This window comes from Microbacterium sp. USHLN272 (assembly GCF_037149655.1).
Classification (GTDB): Bacteria; Actinomycetota; Actinomycetes; order Actinomycetales; family Microbacteriaceae; genus Microbacterium; species Microbacterium galbinum.
Genome location: NZ_JBBCRA010000001.1, coordinates 58,038 through 81,959 on the forward strand (window position 1 = coordinate 58,038; position 23,922 = coordinate 81,959).

The 23,922-nt window shown below is 68.7% G+C and carries 24 protein-coding genes; 21 read left to right on the forward strand and 3 right to left on the reverse strand.

The features are described 5' to 3' along the window. Positions 1-20 precede the first annotated feature (20 nt). Together pknB and WFJ97_RS00295 are read right to left on the reverse strand one after the other, a co-directional pair. Positions 21-1,964, reverse strand: coding sequence for a Stk1 family PASTA domain-containing Ser/Thr kinase (gene pknB / locus WFJ97_RS00290; protein ID WP_336640097.1), 1,944 nt, complete (start codon positions 1,962-1,964; stop codon positions 21-23). A gap of 79 nt (positions 1,965-2,043) precedes the next feature. Continuing rightward, complete coding sequence (locus tag WFJ97_RS00295; protein ID WP_336640098.1) at positions 2,044-3,255, reverse strand: muramidase family protein; 1,212 nt, start codon at positions 3,253-3,255, stop codon at positions 2,044-2,046. A 133-nt stretch (positions 3,256-3,388) separates the two neighbouring features. Here WFJ97_RS00295 and WFJ97_RS00300 point away from each other — a divergent pair, with 133 nt between their 5' ends. Beyond that, complete coding sequence (locus tag WFJ97_RS00300) at positions 3,389-3,739, forward strand: Rv2175c family DNA-binding protein (RefSeq protein ID WP_336640099.1); 351 nt, start codon at positions 3,389-3,391, stop codon at positions 3,737-3,739. A gap of 17 nt (positions 3,740-3,756) precedes the next feature. Here WFJ97_RS00300 and WFJ97_RS00305 read toward each other — a convergent pair whose 3' ends face one another. Next, complete coding sequence (locus WFJ97_RS00305; protein WP_442928362.1) at positions 3,757-4,857, reverse strand: polyprenyl synthetase family protein; 1,101 nt, start codon at positions 4,855-4,857, stop codon at positions 3,757-3,759. Positions 4,858-4,942: 85 nt separating this feature from the next. On the opposite strand from WFJ97_RS00305, the gene WFJ97_RS00310 reads away from it, so the two are divergent. From WFJ97_RS00310 to WFJ97_RS00405, 20 genes are all read left to right on the forward strand, one after another. After that, positions 4,943-5,320, forward strand: coding sequence for a DUF3040 domain-containing protein (locus tag WFJ97_RS00310; protein WP_247622078.1), 378 nt, complete (start codon positions 4,943-4,945; stop codon positions 5,318-5,320). A 270-nt stretch (positions 5,321-5,590) separates the two neighbouring features. Continuing rightward, on the forward strand, positions 5,591-6,022 hold the full coding sequence (gene mraZ, locus WFJ97_RS00315) for a division/cell wall cluster transcriptional repressor MraZ (protein ID WP_247622079.1): 432 nt from the start codon (positions 5,591-5,593) through the stop codon (positions 6,020-6,022). Positions 6,023-6,123: 101 nt separating this feature from the next. Beyond that, positions 6,124-7,062: a 16S rRNA (cytosine(1402)-N(4))-methyltransferase RsmH gene (rsmH, locus tag WFJ97_RS00320; RefSeq protein WP_247622080.1), complete on the forward strand. Its 939-nt coding sequence runs from the start codon at positions 6,124-6,126 to the stop codon at positions 7,060-7,062. Beyond that, entirely contained in the window at positions 7,059-7,625 is a 567-nt protein-coding gene (locus tag WFJ97_RS00325) for a hypothetical protein (protein WP_336640101.1), read from the forward strand. The genes rsmH and WFJ97_RS00325 overlap by 4 nt, the downstream gene beginning before the upstream one ends. Positions 7,626-7,648: 23 nt before the next feature. Beyond that, a complete protein-coding gene (locus WFJ97_RS00330) occupies positions 7,649-9,415 on the forward strand; it encodes a peptidoglycan D,D-transpeptidase FtsI family protein (protein ID WP_336640102.1) in 1,767 nt (588 codons plus the stop codon). A 27-nt stretch (positions 9,416-9,442) separates the two neighbouring features. Then, positions 9,443-10,855, forward strand: a complete 1,413-nt coding sequence (locus WFJ97_RS00335; RefSeq protein WP_336640103.1) for a UDP-N-acetylmuramoyl-tripeptide--D-alanyl-D-alanine ligase — start codon at positions 9,443-9,445, stop codon at positions 10,853-10,855. Beyond that, positions 10,852-11,964, forward strand: a complete 1,113-nt coding sequence (mraY, locus tag WFJ97_RS00340; protein WP_247622084.1) for a phospho-N-acetylmuramoyl-pentapeptide-transferase — start codon at positions 10,852-10,854, stop codon at positions 11,962-11,964. The genes WFJ97_RS00335 and mraY overlap by 4 nt, the downstream gene beginning before the upstream one ends. Next, entirely contained in the window at positions 11,954-13,492 is a 1,539-nt protein-coding gene (gene murD / locus WFJ97_RS00345; RefSeq protein ID WP_336640104.1) for a UDP-N-acetylmuramoyl-L-alanine--D-glutamate ligase, read from the forward strand. The genes mraY and murD overlap by 11 nt, the downstream gene beginning before the upstream one ends. Further along, on the forward strand, positions 13,461-14,702 hold the full coding sequence (gene ftsW, locus WFJ97_RS00350) for a putative lipid II flippase FtsW (RefSeq protein WP_247956412.1): 1,242 nt from the start codon (positions 13,461-13,463) through the stop codon (positions 14,700-14,702). The genes murD and ftsW overlap by 32 nt, the downstream gene beginning before the upstream one ends. Continuing rightward, a complete protein-coding gene (locus WFJ97_RS00355; protein WP_336640105.1) occupies positions 14,699-15,778 on the forward strand; it encodes a UDP-N-acetylglucosamine--N-acetylmuramyl-(pentapeptide) pyrophosphoryl-undecaprenol N-acetylglucosamine transferase in 1,080 nt (359 codons plus the stop codon). The genes ftsW and WFJ97_RS00355 overlap by 4 nt, the downstream gene beginning before the upstream one ends. Before the next feature lie 12 nt (positions 15,779-15,790). Continuing rightward, positions 15,791-17,191, forward strand: a complete 1,401-nt coding sequence (gene murC, locus WFJ97_RS00360; protein ID WP_336640106.1) for a UDP-N-acetylmuramate--L-alanine ligase — start codon at positions 15,791-15,793, stop codon at positions 17,189-17,191. A 3-nt stretch (positions 17,192-17,194) separates the two neighbouring features. After that, on the forward strand, positions 17,195-18,154 hold the full coding sequence (locus WFJ97_RS00365) for an FtsQ-type POTRA domain-containing protein (protein WP_336640107.1): 960 nt from the start codon (positions 17,195-17,197) through the stop codon (positions 18,152-18,154). 164 nt (positions 18,155-18,318) lie between these two features. Then, positions 18,319-19,473, forward strand: coding sequence for a cell division protein FtsZ (gene ftsZ, locus WFJ97_RS00370; protein WP_336640108.1), 1,155 nt, complete (start codon positions 18,319-18,321; stop codon positions 19,471-19,473). Continuing rightward, positions 19,470-20,150 carry a YggS family pyridoxal phosphate-dependent enzyme gene (locus WFJ97_RS00375; RefSeq protein WP_336640109.1) on the forward strand — a complete coding sequence of 227 codons (681 nt, stop codon included), beginning with the start codon at positions 19,470-19,472 and terminating at the stop codon, positions 20,148-20,150. Before ftsZ ends, WFJ97_RS00375 begins: the two co-directional genes overlap by 4 nt. Positions 20,151-20,193: 43 nt before the next feature. Next, a complete protein-coding gene (locus WFJ97_RS00380) occupies positions 20,194-20,670 on the forward strand; it encodes a cell division protein SepF (protein ID WP_247956408.1) in 477 nt (158 codons plus the stop codon). Between the two features lie 6 nt (positions 20,671-20,676). Next, positions 20,677-20,973 carry a YggT family protein gene (locus tag WFJ97_RS00385; protein WP_247622092.1) on the forward strand — a complete coding sequence of 99 codons (297 nt, stop codon included), beginning with the start codon at positions 20,677-20,679 and terminating at the stop codon, positions 20,971-20,973. A 152-nt stretch (positions 20,974-21,125) separates the two neighbouring features. Further along, a complete protein-coding gene (locus WFJ97_RS00390) occupies positions 21,126-21,737 on the forward strand; it encodes a DivIVA domain-containing protein (RefSeq protein ID WP_336640110.1) in 612 nt (203 codons plus the stop codon). Positions 21,738-21,834: 97 nt separating this feature from the next. After that, positions 21,835-22,371 carry a signal peptidase II gene (lspA, locus tag WFJ97_RS00395; RefSeq protein WP_442928363.1) on the forward strand — a complete coding sequence of 179 codons (537 nt, stop codon included), beginning with the start codon at positions 21,835-21,837 and terminating at the stop codon, positions 22,369-22,371. Positions 22,372-22,373: 2 nt separating this feature from the next. Beyond that, the gene (locus WFJ97_RS00400; RefSeq protein WP_336640111.1) at positions 22,374-23,294 is read left to right on the forward strand and encodes an RluA family pseudouridine synthase; all 921 of its coding nucleotides are present in this window, start codon (positions 22,374-22,376) and stop codon (positions 23,292-23,294) included. A gap of 48 nt (positions 23,295-23,342) precedes the next feature. Then, complete coding sequence (locus tag WFJ97_RS00405) at positions 23,343-23,918, forward strand: GNAT family N-acetyltransferase (RefSeq protein ID WP_336640112.1); 576 nt, start codon at positions 23,343-23,345, stop codon at positions 23,916-23,918. Positions 23,919-23,922 lie beyond the last annotated feature (4 nt).

Consider the following 23,922-nt stretch of genomic DNA (forward strand, 5'->3'; position numbering starts at 1 on the left):
CGGATGCCGAGGCCGGGGATCTAGAAACCGCTGCTCTTGATCTGCAGAGTGACCTGAGCGCCCTTCCGGCGTTCGGACTCGGGTGCGGGGTCCGTCCCCGACACCTCCGTGAAGTCATTCGGGAACGCATTCCAGATGACGTTCCATGTGGGTTCGAACCCAGCATTCCGAAGGGTCTGCGCGGCCTCATCACGGGTCATTCCCGTCACATCGGGAACCGGGAACAGCTCCGGCCCCTTCGAGACGATCAGCTGGACGGTGTCACCGGGGCGCCAGTTGCCCTCTTCGGCGCGGTCAGAGACGCCGATCACGATGTCCTTGTCGACGTCCGAGCTGAAGACGTACGACGACTCGCCCACGACCAGACCGCGGTCGGTGAGGGTCGAACTCGCTTCGCTGACGGACATCCCCGAGACATCGGGGAAGGCGCCCGCCGAGATGTAGAGCTCGATCGTGTCGGCCTCGAAGAGGTCGCAGCCCTCAGCGCAGGCGTAGGCCTCGCCGCCGGCACGCGGGGTGGCGAAGGCGTTGATGACGATGCCCTCGGCGGCATCGGAGAAGAGCACGACGGTCGTCTCCGCGACGTTCACGTTGATGCTCGCGAGATAATCGCGCGCATCCTCCTCCGCCCGCCCGTTGAGAGTCTCGACCGTGTGCGGAGTCGGTCCGGCGGACACGATCACCGACACGACCGCTCCCTTGTCGAGGCGCTGGCCCTCACCGGGATCTGTCTCGATCACCGTGCCCGGCTCGACGTCGAGCGAGAAGCGGTCCTCCTGTCGAGGGGAGAAGCCGTCGGCGGTGAGTGCGTCCGCCGCCTCGTCGTAGGTCATACCCGCGACGCCGGGAACCGCCACGAGCGAGCCGGGTCCGGAGCCGAACCACCAGCCGACGCCGCCGGCGAGCACCGCGAGCAGCAGGACGAGAGTGAGGAGGAACGCGCCACGTGCGCGCCGTCGCGACGCGCGCCGCCGCAGGAGCGTGGCGTTGTCGACGGTCTGCGGCACGGGGGCGACGGGATCGGTGACGGCCACCGTCGCGGGCATGACCTTGGTGAGATCCCCGGAGTCGCTCGCGGATCGCACCGGTGGCGAGGTGGTCGCCGCGGCGGGGGAGACGCCGAGCTCGCGCTCGATCTCGCGCAGGCGGTCGAGCATCTGCTTCGCGTCGTCGGGGCGTTCGTCGGGGGACTTCTCGGTCGCCCACAGCACCAGTTCGTCGAGTTGCTCGGGCACGCCGGGGTTGCGGGCGCTGGGGCGCGGAACCGACTCGGTCGCATGCTGGAAGGCGATCTGCATCGGCTGCTCGCCCTTGTACGGCTGCTCGCCGACCAGCATCTCGTACAGCATGATGCCGAGGGCGTAGATGTCGCTGCGCGCGTCGGCGGTGCCCCGGGTGACGAGTTCGGGAGCGAGGTACGCGATCGTGCCCAGGAGTTGTTGACCCGTCGCCGTGTTGGCGGTGGTCGCACGGGCGAGGCCGAAGTCGCCGATCTTGATACGACCGTCCTCGGCGAGGAGCACGTTCTCGGGCTTCACGTCGCGGTGGACGATGTTCGCCCGGTGCGCGGCGGACAGCCCGGACAGCACGGCATCCATGATCGTGATCGTCTGCGTGATCGTCAGACGCTTCTGCTCGCGGAGGAGTTCGCGCAGCGTGATGCCCGGAAGGTACTCCATGACCAGGTAGGCGAGTTCGCCGTCCTGCCCCTGATCGAACACGTTCACGACGTGCGGATCGGCCAGCCGAGCGGCGGACCGGGCTTCCTGGATGAACCGGCTCTGGAACGCCGAATCGTCGCTGAGGTGCGCGTGCATCACCTTGAGAGCGATGCGGCGCTCGAGGCGCAGATCGGTCGCGACGTAGACGGTGGCCATGCCGCCGCGGGCGATGCGCGCACGCACGCGGTATCGGCCGTCGACAAGCCGCCCGATGAGGGGGTCGGCTTGCTGGTTGGACGTCACGTCAGAATTCTATGGAGAACTGCCTGAAAGGCCGGGGAGCGCCTCACCCCTGAGGGCAACCCGATTTCAGAACGCGCGGTCACTGATACAAGGCGAGCCAACGGTGGGCCGCTGTCTCCCACTGTCCGTAGCGGAGCGGGAAGGCCGAGATCTGCACGGCCTGGGCGGCGTCCGTGAACGCCATCGACTCCCAGCCGGGAACGTCGAGAAGCCCTCGGGTCGTCCGACCGTTCGGATCGCTCGGACCGCCGTAGAAGACGCGCGTGCTGCGCTCCGCATCCCGGATCTGCTCGGGCGTGCCCCAGCCGGTGCTCGGTCGCTGTTGGAAGATCCCGAGCGAATCGCGGTCGCCCCAGTCGAGGTTGCGCAGGTCGGACTCGACCATCCCCGTCGCCAGTGCGATCGCGATGCCATGATCGGAGACGCCGAGTTCGCGTCCGATACGGATGATCAGTGCGGCGTTCGCCGCCTGCTCGGGGGAGAGGTCGGCGGACCTCTGCGCGGGCGCGGCGTCGACGGTCGTGGGAGCCGCAGCAGGTGCGGGCGCCGCTGCCGGGGCCGCGGCGCTCACGGAGAGGCTCTGGCCGGGGTAGATGATCGAGGATCTGTCGAGCCCGTTCGCGGAGAGGAGGGCGTCGAGCGAGGTGCCGTGGCGCTGGGCGATGGCGAAGAGGGTGTCTCCGGCGGCGACCGTGTAGGTGGCGGGCGCGGCGGCGGGAGCCGGCGCGGGGGCCGGTGCCGGCGCGGCAGCGGGTGCGGCCGGGGCGGATGCGGAGACGGTGAGGCTCTGCCCGGGATAGATGATCGAGGATCTGTCGAGCCCGTTCGTGGAGAGAAGAGCGTCGAGCGGGATGCCGTGGCGCTGGGCGATGGCGAAGAGGGTGTCTCCGGCGGCGACCGTGTACGTCGCGGGAGCGGATGCGGGAGGAGCAGTGGGCGCAGGTGTGCTCGCAGCTGCCTGTGGGGCATCGAGCCGCAACTCCTGTCCGGGGAGGATCACGGAGCTCGCGTCGAGCCCGTTCCAGGCGAGCACGTCCGCGGTGCGCAGGCCGAAGCGCTGAGCGACGGCGAAGATCGTATCGCCGGGGGCGACAACATAGTCGGTCGGCGGGGCTTCCGCCGGTGCGATGCGGTGCGGAACACCGTTGAGGCGAGCGGTGGACGAAGAGTCGACGGCCACATCGGCTCCGGCGGGGGCGGCGACCAGCACGCCGGCGAGTGCACCCAGGACGGCGGCGGGTAGGCCGAGCGTCGCGTACCGCTGGCGACGGGAAGAGGTGTTCGGTGTCACGAGGGGCCCCCTTTTCGAACCCTGCCACGCTGACACGGAAGTAAACGGAAGTCAACAGGAGTGAAAGAAGTGACGTCTGTGAAAGAAGGCATCTCGGAATGCACGTGCGGCTTCGAGATGAGATAGTTGCTGGGTGTCTGAGAACGTTGATGGAACCCCCGCCCTGGAGTGGCTGACGCTGCCCGATCTCGTCGAGGTGCTCGACGAGCCGCTCGGCAAGGTGCGTCGCCTCATCGACGAACACCACCTGGTCGGTTCGCGTCGCACGGGCGTGTTCGCCGTTCCGTCGCTCTTCATCGTCGACGGGCGTCCGCTCAGTTCACTGCGTGGAACGGTCATCGTGCTGCAGGATGCCGGGTTCACCGATGACGAGCTGATCGACTGGCTCCTCGCCGAGGAGGAATCGATGGGGCGCTCGCCGATCGCGGCGCTGCTCGCCGGCCACAAGAGCGAGGTCCGCCGAATCGCACGCACCCTCGCCTGAGAGCTTTGCGCAACCGCTCAGGCGGTACGAACGGTGGCTGCCCGAGCGAGATCGCGGAGGCCGCTGACGGCGGCGTTGTCGAGGCGCGCCCCGACCAGAGCGCGGTCGGCCTCGCGGGCGTAGTCCGCGATCATGGCTTCGACACGATCGAGCGCGCCGGTGTCTCGGATGGTCGCCTGCAGGTACTCGACCTGCCGAGGCTCGAGCTCCGGGTCGCCGAGCATCTCGTCGACGACCCCGCGGGCGGGGCGGTCGAGGGCTTCGCGGGTGAGGGCGATCAGCACGGTGCGCTTGCCCTCGCGCAGATCGTCTCCCGCGGGCTTGCCGGTGACCGATTCGTCGCCGAAGACGCCGAGCACGTCGTCGCGCAACTGGAAGGCCATGCCGACGGGGTGGCCGAAGCTCCGCAGGGCCGTCAGCTGTGATGCATCCGCTCCAGCGAGCGATGCGCCGAGGACGAGCGGCTGCTCGATGCTGTATCTGGCCGATTTCAGGGAGGCCACGCGGAGTGCGCGGTGCGCGTGCTCCGCGTCGTCGTTCACCCTCCACGCGGATTCCTCGGCGATGTCGAGATACTGCCCGACCGTCACGTCCCTGCGCATGCGGGCGTACTCGCGCCGCACGTCTGCGGCGTGAGCGTGATCGGTGATGGCGGACTCGACGAGGTCGTCGCTCCACGCCACGAGCAGGTCGCCGAGCAGCACCGCGCTCGCGCGCCCGAACGCCTCGGCGTCTCCGCTCCACCCGGCCGAGCGATGCGCGCTCTCCAGGGCGCGATGCGCGGCCGGTCGGCCCCGACGCGTGTCGGAGTTGTCGATGATGTCGTCGTGCACGAGCGCTGCCGACTGGAAGATCTCGAGCGCCGCGCACGTGTTCCAGAGCGCTTCGCCTTCGGTCGCGTGACGATCGGCCGCACGCGCGACCGCATGCCATCCCGCGTGGCAGAACCGGGCACGCAACCGCTTTCCGCCCACGAGCGTGTCGGCCGCAGCGTCGATGAGAGCGACGGCATCGGGGCCGTACTCGGTCGACTCGGTGCGCATCCTCTCGACGAACTGCTCCAGGCGGGAGGCGACGGCTTCGACGATCTGGGCGGGGGAGGACACGACTCCCAGCATACGTAAAGCAATGAGGGGGCGAACGGCTAGCCTCCGAGCGCCGCGCGCGCGTAGAATGGAACGCACGATACCCGAGGGGGACGAAATGCCACTCTCCGAACAGGAGCAGCGTCTGCTCGACGAGATGGAACGCCATCTCCTCCACAACGACGCCGACGTCGTGAGCGCGCCTTCGGGCGATCGCGCACTGAGCTATCGGAACCTCGTCTACGGGGCTCTCCTGGTACTCGCGGGCGTCGGCGGTCTGGTCGCCGGCGTGATCGTGGGCGACGTCTGGGGAATCGTCATCGGCGTCGTCGGATTCGCCGCCATGCTCGCCGGCGTCATGCTGGCCGTCACTCCTGTGCGCCGTTCCGCACCCGCCGCGAATCCCTCCGAGAAGCCGGCTGCCAAGCGGCAGGACTCCGCGTCCTTCATGGACCGGATGAACGATCGATGGGATCGCCGCCACGAGGGGAACTGACCCCACTCACTTCTGAAGGCCCGGATGCTCTGAGCATCCGGGCCTTTTTCGTGCTCTGCGCGTTTCTCGGTGTTCCCTCTTCCCTCCACCGCCCCTCCACCGCCCCTCCACTGGCCCTCCACCCTCCTCCACCGCAGAATCATGCGGAACTTCGGACCTCTGTGCCCATTTCGGTCGGACAATACTCGGAATAGTCGTAGGAATGTGGAGGGAAGTGGAGTAAAGTGGGGCGCACCTCGAGTTGGCCGGACGGAGAGGGGGTGATGGCTGATGTTGTTGGGGACGCATTCTCCGAAGCTGGACGACAAGGGAAGGGTCATCCTTCCCGCGAAGTTCCGCGAAGATCTGGGTGGCGGCATCGTCGTCACCCGTGGTCAGGAGCGCTGCCTCTACGTCTTCAGCACGGCCGAGTTCGAGGCGATGCACGAGCGGATCCGCCAGGCGCCACTCGCGAACAAGCAGGCGCGTGACTTCATGCGCCTGTTCCTCTCCGGTGCCAGTGCGGAGATGCCCGACAGCCAGAACCGCATCACCATCCCGCCCCACCTGCGTCAGTACGCGGGACTGCAGAAGGAGCTCATCGTCACCGGAGTCGGCGCACACGCCGAGATCTGGGATGCCGAGAGCTGGAACGCCTACCTCGCCGCCGGCGAGGAGACCTACGCCGATCTGGAGCAGGAGGTGATTCCGGGCCTGTTCTGACCACGGCTGTGATGCCCCGCCGCTCCCGCCCCGACACACTTCCCCGGTGCCGGGTCGCGAAGCGGAGGGGGATCAGAGCCGAAGGTCACCCGAGAGAGATCATGAACCTCCGAGACATCCACACCCCTGTCCTGCTCGAGCGCTGCGTCGAGCTTCTGGCTCCCGCCCTCCAGGCCGACGGAGCCGTGCTCGTCGACGCCACGCTGGGAATGGGAGGGCACGCCGAGGCGTTCCTCGAGCGCTTCGACAACATCCGTCTCATCGGTCTGGACCGCGACACCGATGCGCTCCGGATCGCCGGCCAGCGGCTCGAGCGCTTCGCCGACCGCATCTCCCTCGTCCACACCGTCTACGACGAGATCGGTCTGCACGCGCAGGGCGCCTCGGGCATCCTGTTCGATCTGGGGGTGTCGTCGTTGCAGCTCGACGAGGCGGACCGCGGCTTTGCCTACTCCAAGGACGCGCCGCTCGACATGCGGATGGACCAGACCAAGGGCGTCACGGCCGCCGACGTCATCGCGACCTACAGCGAGGGCAATCTCCGCCGGATCTTCGAGCGCTACGGCGAGGAGAAGCTCGCCGGCCGCTACGCCCGGTTCATCATCGACGCGCGGCAGAAGAAGCCGATCACGCGTTCGGCCGAACTCGTCGACATCCTGCAGGCGGCGACGCCGGCGGCCGCCCAGCGAGCCGGTCACCCCGCCAAGCGGGTCTTCCAGGCGCTGCGCATCGAGGTCAACGCCGAGCTGACGGTGCTCGCGGACGCCATCCCGCCGGCCATGGACGCACTCGGCGTCGGTGGGCGCATCGTCGTCATGTCGTACCAGTCGCTCGAGGACCGCCTGGTCAAGCAGGCGTTCGCCGCGGCATCCGCATCGACGGCTCCGCAGGGGCTTCCCGTGGAACTGCCCGAGCACGCCCCGCGATTCCGCGTGCTCACCAAGGGCGCTGAACTCGCCGACGAGGCGGAGCGCGCCCGCAATCCGCGAGCCATTCCGGTGCGTCTGCGGGCCGCCGAGAAACTTCGGGAGACCGCATGAGCGCGCCCGCCGTCGTTCGTCGTCCGGCGCAGCCGGTCGCTCCGAAGACCGCGTCCCCCCGCCGGCTCCAGCCCGTCACCGCTCCCGCGACCCGCCGCAAGCCGAAGCTCGCCTACGCCCTCGTCGCGTTCGCCGGTGCGCTGCTCATCGGCGGTGTGCAGATCGCGCTCTCCCTGGCGATCACGCAGGACTCCTTCACGCTTGCCGGGCTCAGCTCGCAGCAGCGGGAACTCGACCTCCAGGCGAGCGCCCTCCAGGAGGAGCTCCTCGGTCTCAGCTCTCCGCAGGAACTGGCGACCGACGCCGCGGCGCTCGGGATGGTCGTCGCGGGCTCCCCGTCGTACCTCCGTCTGAGCGACGGGGCGGTGTTCGGCACCGGAGCCGGAGCCGACTGGACCTCGACCGTCGATCCGAACGGCGCGGGTGCCGTGAGCAACGCGCTGATCACACCGCCGCCCGCCGCGGAGGAGGCGACTGCGGATGGAGATGCGGACGCCCCCACCTCGGGCCAGGATCTCCCGCCCGCCATCACCGACGGCCTCCCCAGCCCCACGACGCACTGACCACGAACTGACGGAGAGATCCCATGACGACACGCGCCACACGCGGACCGCGGCGACGCACTGTCGTCGCACTCGCGGTGATCCTCTCGGTGCTGGCGGCTTTCGTCGTGCGGCTCGTGGACATCCAGGTGGTCAGCGCCGACGCGCACGTCGCCGACTCGCAGAGCTACATCGGCGGCAGCAACACGATCGCCGGCCAGCGCGGCACGATCGTCGACTCCGCGGGCATCCCGCTCGCCGAGAGCGTGCTGGTCTACGACGCGGAGCTCAGCCCGTTCGTGATCACCGAGCTCGAGGAGAAGGATCCGGAGCTGCCGTGGGCCGAGGCATCCGAGAAGATCGCCGCGATCACCGGGCAGACCGGCGATGAGGTGCGAAAGCGCGTCGCCGACGCTCTGGCCGTGAATCCGAAGAGCCAGTACGTCGAGCTCAAGAAATCCCTCACCACCGAGCAGCACATCGAGCTGCGCGACCTCAAGCTCGCCTACCTCCACCAGACCGCGCGCGAGACGCGCGTGTATCCGAACGGCGCGGTGGCGGGAAACATCGTCGGCTTCCTCAACGGCAGCGGCGAGGCGCAGGCGGGCATCGAGAAGATGGACCAGTCGTGCCTCGCGCCGACCGATGGCGCGAAGACCTACCGCCAGGGCAAGGACGGTGTCGTCATCCCCGGCAGCGAGAAGATCACGGATGCCGTCGACGGCGGGACCGTGCAGCTCACGATCAACAGCGACCTCAACTGGTACCTGCAGCAGATGATCGCCGAGGAGGCACAGGCGCAGGGCGCGAAGGGCGGCACCGTCACGGTCGTCGAGGTCAAGACGGGCAAGATCCGCGCCGCAGCGGAGTGGCCCTCGCTCGACCCCAACGACCTCGACGGCGCGAGCCCGTCGTCGTGGGGGAGCCAGATCTTCCACCGCGACTTCGAGCCCGGCTCGACGTTCAAGGCCATCACCGCCGCAGCCGTGATGGAGGGCGCGGGCGTCACGCCGCTGAGCACCGTCAGCGCCGCATCGAAGGAGACCTTCCCGAACGGCGCCGTGATCAACGACGCCTTCACCCACCCCGCGTACAACTACACGCTCGCCGGCGGCCTCATCGACTCCTCCAACGTCGCGCTGTCGAAGTTCGGAACCATGGTCAGCCCCGAGGTGCGCTACGACTACCTGCAGCGATTCGGCGTCGGGGAGGACACCGTCGGATTCCCCACCGAGGTCTCCGGAATCCTGCATCCCGTCAGCGAGTGGGACAGCCAGTCGCTGTACACGACGACCTTCGGTCAGTACTTCACGGTCACGGCCGCGCAGGTGGCGGGCGCCTACCAGGCGATCGCGAACGGAGGCGAGAAGATCGACCTCTCGCTGGTGGAGTCGTGCACCCAGCCCGACGGCACGGTCGTCGCGGCCGACGAGCCGCAGCACGACCGGATCATCACCGAGCAGACCGCATCCGACCTCACCCGGATGCTCGAGAACGTGGCGGTGCAGGGCGGCAACGCCGATCGCATCCAGGTTCCGGGGTATCGCGTGACGAGCAAGACCGGTACCGCGCAGGTTCCCGACGGCAAGGGCGGCTACAAGGCCGGTGTCTACTTCACCAGCATGGTCGGGTTCGCCCCGGTCGACGACCCGCAGTACGTCGTCGTGGTCACCCTCGACGAGCCGACTAAGGTTGTATCGTCCGCGGCAACCGCATCCGCCTTCCAGAAGGCGATGACGCAGGTGATGAAGACCTATCGCGTGATGCCGTCCTCGACTCCCATGGACGAGTTGCTGCCCAAGTTCGAATAGCCGGCGAGAGCCGCGCCTGGAGATGTCATGATCGCCCTGTCGCTCGCTGAGATCGCCGAAGCCATCGGCGGTGAGCTGCGCCTTGCCGGAACCGATACGGCCGGCACCGTCGTCGACGGCACCGTCGACACCGATTCCCGCACCATGGGTCCGCGTTCGATCTTTGTCGCGAAGCCCGGTGCCGAGACCGACGGCCATCGCTTCGTCGGTGCCGCCGTCGACGCGGGGGCCGCGCTCGCGATCGTCGAGCACGCGGTCGACGTCGAGGTGAGCCAGATCGTGGTGGCGGATGCCGTCGGCGCGCTCGGCGCGCTCGCACGGGAGGTCGTGCGCCGTGTGCGGGAGAAGGGCGACCTCAAGATCGTCGGGATCACGGGCTCGAACGGCAAGACGACCACCAAGAACTTCCTCGCGCGCATCCTGTCGGACGAGGGCGAGACCGTCGCCCCCGTCAAATCGTTCAACAACGAGGTGGGTGCCCCCGTCACGATGCTGCGCGTGACCGAGACCACGCGTTTCCTCGTCAGCGAGTTCGGCGCAGCCGCGCCGGGCAGCATCGCGCATCTGGCAGGCCTCGTCGAGCCGGACGTCGCGGTCGTGCTGATGGTCGGGATGGCGCATGCCGGCGGCTTCGGCGGTATCGAGGAGACGGCGAAGGCCAAGTCCGAGCTCGTCGCCGCCGCCAGGGCGACCGGCACCGCCGTCCTCAACGTCGACGACGCGCGCGTCGCGGCGATGAGCGACCTCGCCGAATCCCGCGGCATGCGCGTGGTCGGCTTCGGGCAGAGCCCGGTGGCCGAGGTGCGTGCGCGCGACATCGAGGTGTCCGCCTCGGGAACCCGATGCGTCATCGAGACTGCGGGACGGAGCATCCCTCTCGATCTCCGGGTGCTCGGCGCGCACCACATCACCAACGCCCTCGCCGCGATCGCCGCCGCGGGAGTCCTCGGCGTGTCCGCGGAGGACGCCGTCGCTCGCCTCGAGACCGTCGAGATCGCGGAGCGCTGGCGCATGCAGCCCCTCGGCAACGAGCGCGTGCGCATCATCAACGACGCCTACAACGCGAGCCCCGACTCGATGGCGGCCGCCCTGCGCACCCTCGCGCAGATCACGGGTCCTGACGAGCGCACCGTCGCCGTCCTCGGTGCCATGAGCGAGCTCGGTGAGAGCGCGGGGGAGGAGCACGACCGCATCGGTCTGCTCGCCGTGCGCCTCAACATCCGCCGCATCGTGGTCGTCGGCCCCGAGGCCCGCCGCCTCTACCTCTCCGCCGTGGGCGAGGGGTCGTGGGACAGTGAAGCCGTGCACCTGCCCGATCAGGATGCCGCCTTCGAGTACCTGCGTTCCGAGCTGCGCGACGGCGATCGCGTTCTCGTCAAGTCATCAAACTCCGTGGGCCTCCGGCATCTCGGCGATCGTCTGGGAGAATTGTTCTCGTGAGGTCACTCATCATGGCGGCGGCGATCTCGCTCGCCTTCACCCTTTTCCTGACTCCCGTCTTCCTGCGGCTCTTCCGCAAGTGGGGCTGGGGGCAGGTCATCCGCACCCCCGAAGCGCTCGAGAACCCGAGTCACGAGGCGAAACGCGGCACACCGACGATGGGCGGTGTGATCTTCATCATCGGCACCATCGTCGGATACTTCACCGGCGTGTACGTCGGCGGCGCGGTGCCCGCACTCTCGGCCCTCCTCGTGATCTGGCTCATGATCGGCTTCGGCGCGGTCGGCTTCATCGACGACTACATGAAGGTGCGCAGTCAGCGCAGCCTGGGTCTCTCGGGCTGGCGGAAGGTGATCGGCCAGCTCCTCGTGATCGTCCCCTTCGGGATCGTGGCGCTGAACTTCCCCAACAAGTTCGGGCAGACGCCCGCGAGCGAGTCGATCTCGTTGTTCCGCGACATCACCTGGCTCAACCTCTTCGCCTTCGGTGTGATCATCGGCTGGGCCCTCTACCTCATCTGGATCGCCGTGATCGGGGTCGCGACCTCGAACAGCGTGAACCTCACGGACGGGCTCGACGGCCTCGCGGCAGGCGCCGGAGTCATCGTCGTCGGGGCGTACAGCCTCATGGCGTTCTGGCAGTACAAGCAGCCCTGCGTCGGTGAAGGCGTCGATATGGGTGCTCTCGCCGGCTGCTACGAGGTGCGCGACCCGTTCAATCTCGCCATCATCGCCGCGTCCTTCGCCGGTGCCCTCATCGGGTTCCTCTGGTGGAACGCGCCCAAGGCCAAGGTGTTCATGGGCGACGTGGGTTCCATGGCGATCGGCGGTGTGATCACCGCCCTCGCGATCCTGACCCGCACCGAACTGCTCCTCTTCGTGATCGCGGGTGTGTTCGTGCTCTCCTCCGGATCGGTGATCCTGCAGCGCGCGTACTTCAAGCTCACGCGCGGCAAGCGTCTGTTCCTCATGAGTCCCTTCCATCACCACCTCGAGATGCGTGGCTGGGCCGAGGTGACCATCGTCGTCCGACTGTGGATCATCGCGGGTCTCCTGGCGGTCTCGGCCGTGGGGCTCTTCTACGTCGAATGGCTCACCCGTGTCGGTTGACGAGCGTTTGCGCACCCTCACGAGCTGGAACGCCGACTGGACGGGCCTGAGGGTCGCGGTCCTCGGACTCTCGATGACCGGGTTCTCGGTCGCCGACACCCTCACCGAGCTCGGTGCCGACGTCCTCGTGCTCAGCGAGTCCGCAGACGAGGAGTACGAACGCCTGGTCCCCGTGATCGGCGCACGTCTCGAGATCGGATCGCTCGCGACGGTGCCTGCGGCCCTCACTGACTTCGACCCCGAGGTGGTGGTCGCGTCGCCCGGCTTCGCGCCCGCGCATCCGATCATCCGGTGGACGCAGGAAGCCGGGATCGCGCTGTGGGGCGACATCGAACTCGCCTGGCGCGTGCGCGACAAGGTCGTGCGCGACGACGGCACTCCGGCCGAGTGGGTGCTCATCACGGGGACCAACGGCAAGACGACCACGACCCAGCTCACCGCAGCACTGCTCGTCGAGGGCGGGCTGCGCGCCGCGCCCTGCGGCAACATCGGCGTGCCGGTGCTCGATGCCGTGCGCGACCCCGCCGGATTCGACGTCTTCGTGGTCGAGCTCTCCAGCCATCAGCTCTGGTACCTCGGGCTCTCGCAGCCGGAGGGGGAACTCTTCCCGTACGCCTCCGTCTGCCTCAACCTCGCCGACGACCACCTCGTGTGGCATGGCAGCGCCGAGGCGTACCGCGACGCGAAGGCCCTGGTCTATCGCAACACCCGCGTCGCGTGCGTCTACAACAAGGCCGATGAGGCCACCCGGCGCATGGTCGAGGAAGCAGAGGTCGTCGAGGGTGCCCGCGCGATCGGGTTCGACCTGGGAACGCCCGGACCCAGCGATCTGGGAGTCGTCGAGGGTCTGCTCGTCGACCGCGCCTTCCTGGACGACCGGGCCCGCAGCGCACTCGAGATCACCACGGTCGCCGACCTGCAGCGGGTCGGCCTCGCCGCTCCGCACATCGTGCAGAACATCCTCGCCGCCAGCGCGCTCGCGCGCTCGCTCGGCGTCGAACCCGAGGCGATCCACTCGGCACTCGAATCGTTCCGGCTCGACGCCCACCGCATCCAGGTCATCGCCACGCACGCGGGCATCACCTGGATCGACGACTCGAAGGCGACGAACCCGCACGCCGCGGCATCCTCGCTGCGCGCGTACCCCGGTTCGGTGTGGGTCGTGGGGGGAGATCTGAAGGGCGTCGACATCGCCGATCTCGTCGCGAGCTCCGGCGGGACGGCACGCGCCGCGGTCGTGATCGGAGTCGAGCGAGCCTCTGTCGTCGCGGCATTCGAACGACACGCGCCGACGGTGCCGGTGTTCGAGGTGGATGCTGGCGACACTGGAGATGTCATGAATCGTGTCGTGGAGATCGCGGCGGGGATCGTAGACGACGAGGGCACGGTTCTGCTGGCCCCGGCGGCGGCATCCTTCGACCAGTTCACCAGTTACGCGGATCGTGGCCATCGCTTCGCCGAGGCGGTGCGCACGTGGATCGACCGGGGGAGTGCCGATGACGCAGGTGGCTCGCCCTCCGCGTTCTGAGTCCGGCGGTCTCGCCGCTCGGGTCTCGCTCGGGCGCCGGTTCACGCCGGTGTCGACCGAGTTCCTGCTGATCGCCTCGACCGCGCTGCTCCTCACCCTCTTCGGGCTCGTCATGGTGCTCTCGGCGACGAGCGCGACCGCCGTCGCGAACGGCTCCAACCCCATGAGCGGCGCACTGCGCCAGGGGATCTTCGCGATCCTCGGCATCCCGCTCATGTTCCTGATCAGTCGATTGCCGGTGCGCTTCCTCAAGAAGCTTGCCTGGCCGGCTCTGTTCGGAGCGGTCGCGCTCCAGCTCCTGGTCTTCACCCCGCTCGGCGTCGCCGACGGCGGAAACCGCAACTGGATTCAGGTCGCCGGCTTCCAGATGCAGCCCTCCGAGTTCCTCAAGCTCGCGCTGTCGCTCTGGATCGCGTACGTGCTGCTGCGCAAGCACGCGATGCTCGGAACCTGGCACCACGTCTTCATCCCGGTGGTGCCGGTCGGCGCGCTCGCGATCGGCACGGTGCTCGCGGGTAAGGACCTCGGCACCGCGATGGTGCTGGTCCTCATCCTCCTGGGGTGCCTGTTCTTCTCCGGGGTCAAGCTGCGACTGTTCATCATCCCGGTGCTCCTGGGCGTCGCCGCAGTGCTCGCGTACGCGCTCTCGAGCACCGACCGCATGCGGCGCATCACCGCCAACTGCGATGACATGGCCCTCTACAACACGGACTGCTATCAGTCGATCCACGGCATCTGGGGGATGGCCAACGGCGGCATCTTCGGCCTCGGGCTCGGCAACTCCCAGGAGAAGTACGGGTGGCTCCCCGCTCCGGGCAACGACTTCATCTTCGCGATCGTCGGGGAGGAGCTCGGCCTGATCGGATGCATCGTCGTGCTCGCCCTCTTCACGTTCTTCACCGTCGGCGCGTTCCACATCATCCGCAAGACCGACGATCCGTTCATCCGCGTCGCCGCGGGCGGGATCACGGTCTGGATCGCCGGACAGGCCGTCCTCAACGTCGGCGTCGTCGTCGGGCTGTTCCCCGTGATGGGCGTTCCGCTCCCGTTCATGTCGCAGGGTGGCACCGCTCTCCTCGCCGTGCTCCTGGCATGCGGGGTGCTCCTCGCCTTCGCCCGTACGCTCCCGAGCGGCGAGAAGCAGGAGACCGCGTCACGCACCCGAGCTCGCGGGGTGCGCGCAGCGCGGCGGGGTAGGGTCTCGGAGTGACCTCGTACCTTCTCGCCGGCGGTGGTACCGCCGGCCATGTGAACCCCCTGCTCGCCGTCGCCGATGGACTGGTCGCGCGTGACGCCGACGCCACCGTCCTCGTTCTCGGAACGGCCGAGGGGCTCGAGGCGCGTCTGGTGCCCGAACGCGGCTACGAGCTGCTCGTCGTCGACAAGGTGCCGTTCCCGCGCCGCCCGAACCGCCAGGCGCTGGGGTTCCCGCAGCGCTTCCGCCGCGCGATCGCGCAGGTGCGCCAGCACATCCGCACGCACGCCGTCGACGTGGTCGTCGGCTTCGGCGGGTACGCCTCGGCGCCGGCCTATGTGGCCGCGCGCCGCGAGGGCATCCCGTTCGTGGTTCACGAGGCGAACGCCAAGCCGGGCCTCGCGAACGTGCTCGGAGCGCGCGGGGCGGCCGCGGTCGGCGTCGCTTTCACGGGAACACCGCTGCGCCGGAGCGAGGTCGTCGGCATGCCGCTGCGTCGCGAGATCATCGAACTGGACCGTGCGGCGACCCGTGCCGAGGCGGCGCGGCACTTCGACCTCGATTCCGATGCGCCCGTGCTGCTCGTGTTCGGCGGCTCGCTCGGGGCCCAGCGTCTCAACGAGGCGTTCGCGGACTCGTGGGGTGACGTGCTCGCGGCCGGGTGGCAGCTGCTCCACGTCACGGGCGAGCGCAGCGACCTCGCCGATCCGGGGGTTCCCGGCTACGCGATGCGGCGCTATGTCGATCGCATGGACCTCGCCTTCGCCCTCGCCGATCTCATCGTCTCGCGCTCGGGAGCCGCGACGGTCAGCGAGATCAGTGCGCTGGGGATCCCGGCACTGTACGTCCCGTACTCCGTCGGCAACGGCGAGCAGCGGTTGAATGCGGCGTCCGCCGTCGCCGCGGGGGCCGCCCGGCTGCTCGACGACGGGACCTTCGACGGTGACGCCGTGCGCCGGGAGGTCGTGCCCCTGCTGACGGATCGCGCGCGTCTGGCGCAGATGGCCGATGCCGCCGAGAAGGCGGGAACCCGCAGCGGTACCGAGAACGTCATCGCACTGGTCGATCGCTCGCTGAGCGCCCGGAAGTAGACTGGGCACGACATGATCAGACCTGACCTCTCCCTGCCGATTCCCGACTCGATCACCGCCGCGCACTTCATCGGCATCGGCGGTTCGGGCATGAGCGGCCTCGCTCGGATGTTCCTCGACGCGGGTATCCGCGTCTCGGGATCCGACCGGGCCGACAGCGACAACCTGCGGGCCTTGGCGGCGGCGGGTGCGACGGTGCACGTCGGGCACGACGCGGCCCACCTCGGAGATGCCGACACCGTCGTGCACACCGGAGCGATCTGGCCCGAGAACCCCGAGTTCGTCACCGCGAAGGAGCGGGGACTCCACGTGATCCATCGATCCCAGGCGTTGCACTGGCTGATCGGCGACCGTCGACTGGTCTCGGTCGCGGGAGCCCACGGCAAGACGAGCTCCACCGGGATGATCGTAACGGCGCTGCGCGATCTCGGCGCGGACCCGCACTTCGTCAACGGGGGAGTGATCGAGCAGCTCGGCGCGTCGAGCGCCACCGGATCCGGCGACCTCTTCGTGATCGAGGCAGACGAGTCCGACGGCACGTTCCTGCTCTATGACACGGCGGTCGCGCTCATCACGAACGTCGACCCCGACCACCTCGACCACTTCGGCTCGGAGGAGGCGTTCCACGAGGCGTTCGTCCGGTTCGCGGACGGCGCGTCCGAGGCGGTCGTGATCTCCAGCGACGACGCGGGAGCGCTCCGCGTCGGTGCGGACCTCTCGCACCCCCGGGTGATCACCTTCGGCCAGGCCGAGGACGCCGACCTGCGTGTGACCGAGATCGAGACCGCCGGCGGGGTCGCCGCCACGCTCACGAGCGATGGTGAGAGCGTGCGCATGCAGCTCGCCGTCCCCGGCGTGCACAACGCGATCAACGCGGCCGGCGCGGTCGCCGTGCTCGGCGCGCTCGGCTACCCGCTCGCGGACGCCGTGCGTGCGGTGGAGGGCTTCGCCGGTACCGTTCGGCGCCTCGAGCTGCACGGCATCGCCCGGGGCGTGAGCGTCTACGACGACTACGCGCATCACCCGACGGAGGTCCGAGCGGCGCTCGAGGCGATGCGCGGCATCGCCGGATCCGGCCGCCTGATCGCGATCCAGCAGCCCCACACGTACTCGCGCACCCAGCACATGTACCAGGAGTTCGCCGACGTCCTCGAGACGTACGCCGACCACACGGTGATGCTCGACGTCTACGGCGCGCGGGAGGACCCGGTTCCCGGAGTCACGGGCGAACTCGTGAGTGGCGCGTTCCGTGATCCCTCGCACGTGCACTTCGTCGCCGATTGGCAGCAGGCCTCGGATTACACCGCGACGGTCGCGCGGGACGGCGACGTCGTGGTGACCCTCGGCTGCGGGAACGTCTACCAGATGATCCCGCAGGTGCTGGAGGCGCTGAGCCGGACCGACGGGGCGTAGCAGGTGCGACGTCCAGCTCCGCTTCCGACCGATCGGCCGAAGGAACCGGGTGCGGGCGCGAGCCCGTCGACGTCCCGGTCACGGCCCCGCGCGCCGCGCGAGGTCGAACCGGTCGGTGCGGAGACGACGCCGGAGAGCGTCGATCCCGGTAGCGAAGCAGGAGCGGATGCGCTGATCGATGCGCCGACCGACGCACCGGGCGATGCGCCGACGTCCACCCGTGACGTCTGGCGCGCGGCCCGGGCTCGTCGCAAGGCGCTGCGGGCGGAGATCCGCCGCTTCACCCAGCGCTCCCGTCGGCGACGCATCGTCGGATGGAGCATCGCCGGTGCCCTCCTCCTGCTGGTGGGGGGCAGTGTCGCCGCCGCCTACAGCCCGCTCTTCGCCGTAGAGAAGATCACGATCGTCGGCGCCACCACCCTGGACCCCGCCGCCATCGAAGCGGCGCTCGGCGATCAGATCGGCACGCCGCTCGCGCTCGTCGACAGCAGTGAGATCAAAGCGGCACTCATCGGCTTCCCCCTCATCGAGACCTACGCTCTCGAGGCTCGCCCGCCGCACGACCTGACGGTGCGCATCGTCGAGCGCACCCCTGTGGGCGTGCTCCGTTCGGATGCCGGGTACACGCTCGTCGACGCGGCGGGCGTGGCACTCGCGACCACGACGGACCAGCCGGCAGGGCAACCCCTTCTCGACATCGCAGGCGGTACCGACTCGAGCGCTTTCGAGAGTGCCGGCCTCGTCGTGCGCTCGCTCCCGGCGGACGTCCGCGCGCAGTTGACGGGTGTGCGTGCGACCACCGCCGATGACGTGACGTTGACGCTGAGCAGCGGCCTGACGGTGGTGTGGGGAAGCGAAGACGAGTCGGCGACGAAGGGCATCGTGCTCGCGCGGGCCCTCGCCGCGAACCCCGGCGCCGGGACGATCGACGTCTCGTCCCCGAACGCCGCCGTCGTCGGCTGACGACTTTCGCGAGGAAACGCGCGACACGCCCATCCCGTTGCGCGCGCATGCCGATGCGGCGCATACCTTCGATCAAGAGAACGCAATACCGGGAAATACTTTACACCTCTACTTGAGGTTTAAGGTTTAGCCCGATCCAGGCTCGAAAAACTCGGAGGCCGGCCATGAGCCAGAACCAGAACTACCTCGCCGTGATCAAGGTCGTCGGCGTCGGCGGTGGCGGCGTCAACGCCGTCAACCGCATGATCGACCTCGGTCTCCGCGGAGTCGAGTTCATCGCGGTGAACACCGACGCGCAGGCGCTGCTCATGAGCGACGCCGACGTCAAGCTCGACGTCGGACGCGAGCTCACCCGCGGGCTCGGCGCCGGAGCCGACCCGGAGGTCGGTCGTCGTGCCGCCGAGGATCACGCGGAGGAGATCGAGCAGGCCCTCACCGGCGCCGACATGGTCTTCGTCACTGCGGGCGAGGGAGGCGGTACCGGAACGGGTGGCGCCCCTGTCGTCGCACGCATCGCCAAATCGATCGGCGCTCTCACCATCGGTGTCGTGACCAAGCCGTTCTCGTTCGAGGGCCGCCGCCGTCAGAGCCAGGCCGAGGCCGGTGTCGCGAAGCTCAAGGAAGAGGTCGACACCCTCATCGTGGTGCCGAACGACCGTCTCCTCGAGATCAGCGACCGCGGGATCTCGATGATCGAGGCGTTCGCGACGGCCGATCAGGTGCTCCTCGCCGGTGTGCAGGGCATCACCGACCTCATCACCACGCCGGGTCTCATCAACCTCGACTTCGCCGACGTGAAGTCCGTCATGCAGGGCGCGGGCTCCGCGCTCATGGGCATCGGCTCCGCTCGAGGCGCCGATCGCGCGATCAAGGCTGCCGAGCTCGCCGTCGAGTCGCCGCTGCTGGAGGCATCCATCGAGGGCGCCCACGGTGTGCTGCTGTCGATCCAGGGTGGCTCCAACCTGGGCATCTTCGAGATCCACGATGCCGCGGATCTCGTCAAGGAAGCGGCGCACCCCGAGGCGAACATCATCTTCGGTACCGTCATCGACGACACCCTCGGCGACGAGGTGCGTGTGACGGTCATCGCCGCCGGCTTCGACGGCGGCGAACCGTCCCTGCGCCTCGACCCGATGGTCGTATCGCGTCCGGCGACCGCGACGCTGCCGGAGGTCGCGCTCTCGGATGAGAAGGATGCCGTGGCGGAGGAAGAGACCACCGAGACCGAGCCCTCCGCGGCTCCTCAGCGCACGCACACGACCAGCATCGAGCCGGCGTTCGCCGACGACGACATCGACATCCCCGAATTCCTGAAGTGACCGACCTGGGAGCGCGGCTGTCGGCGATCGACGAGCAGATCGCCGACGCCGCGCGCCGGGCCGGGCGAGATGCGACCGAGATCACCCGCATCGTCGTGACGAAGTTCCATCCCGCAGAGCTCGTGCGCGAGCTCGCTTCTCTCGGGGTGCGGGAGGTCGGGGAGAACCGGCAGCAGGAGCTGTCCGCGAAGCGCGACGAGCTCGAGGCGCTGGACCTCACCTGGCATTTCATCGGTCAGGCGCAGACGAACAAGGCGGCGGCGATCCGTCGCAGCGCTGACATCGTCCACTCCGTGGATCGGGTGCGCCTCGCCGACGCGCTGCATCGTGCCGCCGAGGACGACAGCGTCCTCGACGTGCTCGTCCAGATCAATCTCACGCCCGACGCCGGGCGGGGTGGCGTCCAGCCCGCCGAGGCCGCAGCTCTCGCCGAGCACGTCCTCGCGCTCCCGTCGCTCCGACTGCGCGGGGTCATGGCCGTCGCCCCTCTCGACGAGGAACCGGGAGCCGCTTTCGCGCGTCTGCACCGCGTCGCCGAGGAGGTGCGCGGCGTCGCTCCCGACGCCACGTGGATCTCCGCGGGGATGACCGGCGACTTCGCCGAGGCCATCGCCGCAGGCGCGACACACCTTCGGATCGGGTCGGCAATCACCGGCCCCCGCCCCGACCGGGGTTAACCTCTACAAAGACCAACCCGTATCGTTCGAACCGGAGGACACGATGGGTAACCCGCTAAAGAAGACCATGGTGTACCTGGGCCTCGCCGATGAGGAAGAAGCCTATGAAGAAGAGCAGCAGGCACCCGCTCGCGCTCACCGAGAGCGCGACCGCGACCGTGACCGTGAAGAGCCGGCACCGGCTCCCGTCACCCCGTTGCGCCGCCCCGTCGCCGTCCGTCAGCCTTCGGTGGGTGCCGTGAACGAGATCCTGACGGTCCACCCCAAGCAGTACCGCGACGCTCAGCTGATCGCCGAGAGCTTCCGCGAGGGCGTTCCGGTCATCATCAACCTGTCCCAGATGAGCGATGCAGACGCCCGCCGTCTCATCGACTTCGCCAGCGGTCTCTCCCTCGGCCTCTACGGTCGTATCGAGCGCGTGACCTCGAAGGTCTTCCTGCTCTCGCCGGAGAACATCGCTGTCTCGGGCCAGGGGGGTATCGCGCACGCGGACGCGGAGTCCGCGGGCTTCGATCAGTAGTAAGCCGTGCAGCTGGTCTCGATCGCCGCGAGCATCATCCATCTGGTGCTGCTGCTGTACATCTTCGTCCTCTTCGCGAGGCTGATCCTCGACTACATCCCGCTGTTCAACAGGGAGTGGCGACCGAAGGGCTTCGGCCTGGTCGTCGCCGAAGCCGCCTACACGGTGACCGATCCGCCCATCCGGTTCTTCCGGCGGATCATCCCGCCCCTGCGGATCGGCACGCTGTCGTTGGACTTCGGTTTCGCCCTGACGATGCTCATCGTGCTGATCCTGATGAACATCGTCCGGCTCTTCATCTGACCCCTGCCAGTTCTCACTCCTGGGTGTCGTGACATCGCGGTGCCAAGGTGCGGGGGCTATGCTGGCTCCCAGGTGCGCGCCCCGGGTTCGCGCCACATCACGACCACGCCATATCGACACTGGCAACCGAACTCACCGAAAGAGGAGCCATCATGGCACTTACCCCGGATGACGTCGTCACCAAGCAGTTCCAGCACGTTCGCTTCAAGGACGGCTTCGACCCGGACGAGGTGGACGACTTCCTCGACGAGATCGTCATCGAGTGGCGCAAGGCCCTCGAGGAGAACGTCGAACTCAAGGCCAAACTGGCCGCTTACGAGTCGGGCGCCACGCCCGCCGCAGAGTCGGCCGAGGCCGCTCCGGTCGCCGAGGCCCCCGCGCCTGCGGCTCCGGCACCCGTCGCGGAGGCTCCCGCGGAGGCCGCTCCCTCCGGCTCCGCCACGGCGACCGCCGGGATCATCGAGCTCGCGCAGCGTCTGCACGACGAGCACGTCGCCGAGGGTGAGGCGAAGCGCAACCAGCTCATCGCCGACGCCGAGACCGAGGTGGCCCGTATCCGCACCGAGGCGGAGGCGAAGCAGCGCGAGGAGTCGGCTCGACTCGAGCGCGAGCGCAACACGCTCGAGGCCCGGATCACCGAGCTCCGCAACTTCGAGCGCGACTACCGTTCGCAGCTGCGCGGCTACATCGAGGGTCAGCTCCGCGACCTCGACGAGAAGTCGGCCTCCACGGACTCGACGCCCGTCTCCGCGATCGGACTGTAGGTCGTAGGTCTTGAGCCCACGCCTTCCCCTTCGTCGGTCGGCGGCCGGTGCGATCGTTGCGATTCTCGCAGCGCTCGTGCTGGCCGCCGATCAGTTTGTGAAGTACCTCACCACCGAGAACCTTCCCTACCAGGAGCCGGTTCCCGTCCTCGGTGATTTCCTTCAGCTGTACTACGTCCGCAATCCCGGAGCGGCGTTCTCGCTCGGGTCGGACGTCACCTGGATCTTCACGATCGCCCTCGCGGTCGTCGCCGCTGTCATCGTCTGGAAGGCGTTCGGTCTGCGCTCGCGGCTCTGGGCAGTCGTGCTCGGCGCGCTGCTCGGCGGTGTACTCGGCAACCTCGGAGATCGCCTCTTCCGCGACCCCGGCTTCCCGGTGGGACACGTGGTCGACATGATCTCGATGCCCTGGATGATGCCCGCGATCTTCAACATCGCCGACATCTTCATCGTGTGCGGCATGATCTCGGTCGCACTGCTCGTCGTCTTCGGGCTGCGCTTCGATGGCTCCCGCGAGCGCGACCACGCGCCCGTCGAGACGGAGGAAGAGGCCGAGGCCGCGGCAGCGGAGCAGGAACTCGCGGCACGCGACGTCGTCGAACGACCGGCGGCGCCGGTCGAAGACGAGCGCTGATCGTGGAGTCGCGTTCACTGCCGGTGCCCGACGGCCTCGAGGGCGCGCGCGTCGACGCCGCTCTCGCGAAGATGCTCGGTTTCTCGCGAACCTTCGCTGCGGAGGTCGCGGCGTCGGGCGGCGTGCGCCTCGACGGCGTGACCCTCGACAAGTCCGACAGGCTGCGCGGTGGGGGCTGGCTCGAGGTCGAATGGCAGCCCAAGGAAGGTCCGAAGATCGTTCCGATCGCCGTGCCCGAACTCGGGATCGTCTTCGATGATGACGACATCGTCGTGGTCGACAAGCCGACCGGTGTTGCGGCCCATCCCTCCCTCGGTTGGGAGGGGCCGACGGTGGTGGGTGCGCTGGCGGCCGCCGGCTTCCGGGTCGCGACCAGCGGTGCGCCCGAGCGTCAGGGCGTGGTGCACCGGCTCGACGTCGGCACGAGCGGCCTGATGGTCGTCGCCAAGACCGAGACCGCCTACACGAACCTCAAGCGCGCCTTCAAGGAGCGCACGGTCGAGAAGATCTATCACGCGGTGGTTCAGGGGCATCCCGACCCGCTCGCGGGTACGATCGATGCGCCGATCGGTCGGCACCCGAACCACTCCTGGAAGTTCGCGGTCACCCCCGACGGCAAGCCCTCGGTCACCCACTACGAGACGCTCGAGGCGTTCCCCGGCGCGTCGCTTCTCGAGATCCATCTCGAGACCGGACGCACTCACCAGATCCGCGTGCACATGGCCGCGCACCGGCATCCGTGCGTCGGTGATCCTCTCTACGGGGCCGACCCCACGCTGTCTGCCCGCCTCGGTCTCACGCGGCAGTGGTTGCATGCGCATCAGCTCGCGTTCTCGCATCCGGCTACCGGCGACTGGGTGCAGTTCGAGTCACCGTATCCGACCGATTTCCAGCACGCCCTGGCGGTCCTCCGCGGCGAGTGATCGCTCGTCGCTCCGGCGGATGTCGGATGCCGGGGCGATACTGAGGTCATGGACATCGAGGTTCGGCCCGCCACGGTCTTCGCCGACGTCGCGACCCTGGTCGGCCCGAAGAAGCCGACGTCGAACGTCTGCTTCTGCCTGAGTTATCGGATCGGCAACGCCGAGAACCAGGAGCTCCGCGGCGAGGAACGCGCCGAGCGTGTGCGCGGTCTCTGCGCGGAAGACCCGCCTCCCGGGGTGATCGCCTATCTCGACGACGAGCCGGTCGGCTGGGCGGCGGTGCATCCTCGACGCGACACGAGTTTCGTCACCAATCGCAGGATCCCGCACATCGACGACGTCGACGTCTGGTCGTTGTGGTGCATCCGGGTGCGTCCGGGGCATCGCAAGCAGGGCATCTCGCACGCCCTGGTCGACGGGGCGGTCGCTTTCGCACGCGCACAAGGGGCGCCAGCGATCGAGGCGTATCCGGTCGACAACGCGGGGGAGCGGGTCGACCTGACGATGGCCTACGTCGGCACGCGCGCGCTGTTCGAGCGGGCGGGCTTCGAGAAGTCGGCCGAGACGACTTCGCGTCTGAACGGATTCCCGCGCGTGCTGATGCGGCTCGACCTGTCGGACTGACACC